The 3,251-nt window shown below is 67.9% G+C and carries 3 protein-coding genes; all 3 read left to right on the top strand.

Annotated elements, in window-relative coordinates; all coding sequences use genetic code 11:
- Nucleotides 1–940 (top strand): LysR substrate-binding domain-containing protein (locus G7A99_RS15050; RefSeq protein WP_163141581.1); only part of this gene is annotated, 940 nt, incomplete at its 5' end.
- A 59-nt stretch (nucleotides 941–999) separates the two neighbouring features.
- A complete protein-coding gene (locus tag G7A99_RS15055; protein WP_018716736.1) occupies nucleotides 1,000–2,172 on the top strand; it encodes an aminotransferase in 1,173 nt (390 codons plus the stop codon).
- Nucleotides 2,173–2,336: 164 nt separating this feature from the next.
- Nucleotides 2,337–3,251, top strand: a 915-nt coding sequence (locus G7A99_RS15060) for a pirin family protein (protein WP_163141584.1), incomplete at its 3' end; no start/stop codon positions are given.

Below are 3,251 nucleotides of genomic sequence, written 5' to 3' on the forward strand. Positions count from 1 at the left end.
ACTCAACGTGACCCACGGCGCCGTCAGTCACCAGCTCCGCGCCCTGGAATCATCCCTCGACGTGCAGCTCTTCGAGCGCAAGGCGCAGCGCCTCAAGCTCACCGCGCAGGGGGCACGGCTGCTGCCTTCGGTATCCTCGGCGTTCGAGGAGATCGCCACCGCGATGGCGGAGATCCGGCGGCCTTCCACGCGTGGAGACCTGTCGGTGAGCTGCACGCCGGCGCTGCTCTCGTTCTGGCTGCTGCCGCGGATCCGGGAGTTCAACGAGCAGTTCCCGGACGTCCGCCTGACCCTGACCTCATCCAACGATCCGCAGAACGTGCACTCGCCGGAGCACGACGTCTGCATCCTCTACGGCGACGGCAACCTGACGGACTGCTGGGTGCGGCTGTGGTCGAACCTCGAGCTCTTCCCGGTGGTCAGCCCGACGCTGCTGAACAGCCGACCGCTACGCACGCCCCGGGACCTCGAACAGCACGTAATGCTCCACATCGCCGATCACCGGGAATGGCACGCCTGGCTCTGCGCGCTGGATGCCCCGGACCTCGCCGGGCGCTGCACCCATCATTTCCTCAGCGACGCGCGCCTTGGCCTGGAGGCGGCGGTGCTCGGCCACGGCGTGGCCCTGGGCGATACCATGACCGCCAGCGGACTGCTCTCCCGGGGCGTGCTCGTCCGCCCCTTCGACCGCTCCGTGCCGGCCGTGGACAGCTTCTACGTCGCCTGCCGCAGCGAGGCGAGGGCGGCGCCCATCGTGAAGGTGTTCATAGACTGGCTCTACGCCGCCCGCGACGGCAGCAACGCGTTGGCGGAGCCACAGTCCGGCACACGCAGGAGCGGGCGGCGGCGCAGTAGTGGTAATGTCCCCTCCGGGGCCGGGCATGACGATGCCGCGGCGGCGACCGGGGCGGGCGCACCCCGCGACGGTACAGATCACTGACGCAGCAGGCATTTCGCCCCCGACACGACACACGAGACAGCGACACAGCCGGAAACCCCATGACCGACACCGCCGGATTCAACCCCGCCGTGCACGGCCTCGCGCCGCCCCCCATCGCCGCCGTCCAGCAGTGGGCGAGGGCATACAGCGGCGATCACGGCCCCCTTGTGGACCTGGCCCAGGCCGTGCCGGGCTACCCGCCGCACCCCGACATCCTGGGCTGGCTCGCAGAGGCCGCCGGGAGCGCGGAATTCGCCGGTTACGGCCCCATCGAAGGCGAGGCCGCGCTGCGCAGTGCCTACGCCGAACATGTCAGCGCGCTCTACAAGGGCGACATCCGCCCGGAGAACGTGCACATCACCGCCGGCTGCAATCAGGCGTTTCTGGCCGCGGTCATGGCCGTGGCGGGGGCCGGCGACAACGTGCTGCTCGTCAATCCGTTCTACTTCAACCATGAGAGCTCGCTGTCGATGCTCGGCATCGGCACGGAGCACCTGGAAAGCCTCGCGGAATACGGTTTCGTACCCGATCCCACCGGGGTAGAGGCCGCCATCGGCCCACGGACCCGCGCGGTGGTACTGGTCACGCCGAACAACCCGACCGGGGCGATCTATCCGCCGGCGACCGTCGCGGCCATCCACACCGTCTGCCGGCGGCGTGGGCTCTGGCTCATCGTCGACGAGACCTACCGCGACTTCCTCCCGGCGCAGGACCAGATGCCCCATGGGTTGTTCGGCGAGCCGGACTGGACGCACGACGTCATCCAGCTCTACAGCTTCTCGAAGTCCTTCTGCATCCCGGGGCACCGGCTCGGCGCCGTCACCGCCGGCGCGGACGTCATCACCGAGATCGCCAAGGTCATGGACAACCTCCAGATCTGCGCCCCGCGCGTCCCGCAGTTCGCCGTGGCGCGGGCCCTGCCGGCGCTCGCGGCGTGGCGCGAGGACAACCGCCGCGAAATGGCACGGCGTGCCGAGGCGTTCCGCGACGCGATGACCGGCGTGCCCGACTGGCCGGTGAGTTCGATGGGCGCGTACTTCGCCTACATCCGGCATCCTTTTCCGGACGAGACCTCGAGCGGGGTCGCCGAGCGGCTGGCGAGGGACGCCGGCGTGGTGACCGTGCCGGGAGACTTCTTCGGCCCGGACCAGGCGCGTTACCTGCGTGTCGCGTTCGCGAACACCACCGCCGAGCGCGCCGCGGTGATCGGGGAACGCTTGAACCTTCTCTAGACTTTGCCGATAAGGAATTGTTTTAAGAGAAATCAGTTCGACGAACGGGCAACGATAACGATCCGACAGAGGGGCAGGCGCATTTCCCCGGCACAGGCATCGCCGTGCCGTGCGATCTACCATTACCACGTCGCGACGGAAAATCGCCGCCGCCGGAGGGAATGATGAGCAACCTGGCCCCGGAATCCAGTGAAACCTACGAGCAGGACTGCAGTGCCCCCCGGAGCTGCGACGCCATCGAGCTGCTGATCGAGCCCCGCAAGCGCGACCTCGGCGGCTTCTCCGTCCGGCGCGTGCTGCCGACCCGCGAGCGCAAGCTGGTCGGGCCGTGGATCTTCTTTGACCACATGGGTCCCACGGACTTCCCACCAGGCGACGGCATCAACGTAAGGCCGCATCCGCACATAAACCTGGCGACCGTGACGTATCTCTTCGAGGGGGAGATCCTGCACCGTGACTCGCTCGGCAGCTATCAGCCCATTCGGCCCGGCGACATCAATCTCATGGTGGCGGGCAAAGGGATCACGCATTCCGAGCGCGAGCGCCCGGAGGTGACCGCCGCGCCTCATCGTCTCAATGGCCTCCAGCTCTGGCTCGCTCTACCGGAGGCCGACGAGGAGACGGCGCCTGCATTCCATCACTATCCGGACACCACGATACCCCGCGTGGAGGTCGACGGCGTCCCGGTCCGCGTGATGATGGGTCACGCATTCGGCGTCAGCTCACCGGTGCGGACGTACGCACAGACGCTTTACGTCGAGGCCCGCCTGCGCGCAGGCCAGCGCCTGGCGGTACCGGAAGCGCACGAACGCGCCGTCTATGTCGTGGAAGGCGGGCTGACCGCCAGGGGCACGACAATCCCGGAGCACACCATGGCGGTATTCACCGACGCGCCAGGGATCATCCTCGAGGCCACTCGCGACGCACGCATCGCAATCGTCGGCGGAGAGCCTCTGGGACAACGCCATATCGAGTGGAACTTCGTATCCAGCCGGAAGGCACGCATCGAACAGGCCAAGGCCGAGTGGAGAGCGCAGACCTTTCCCAAGGTCGTCGGCGACGAGTACGACTACATCCCG

The organism is Arhodomonas sp. KWT, assembly GCF_010993615.1.

Bases quoted from the DNA above. Each gene is read 5' to 3' on its own strand.
- G7A99_RS15055 (WP_018716736.1), top strand. From the start codon at position 1,000: ATGACCGACACCGCCGGATTCAACCCCGCCGTGCACGGCCTCGCGCCG.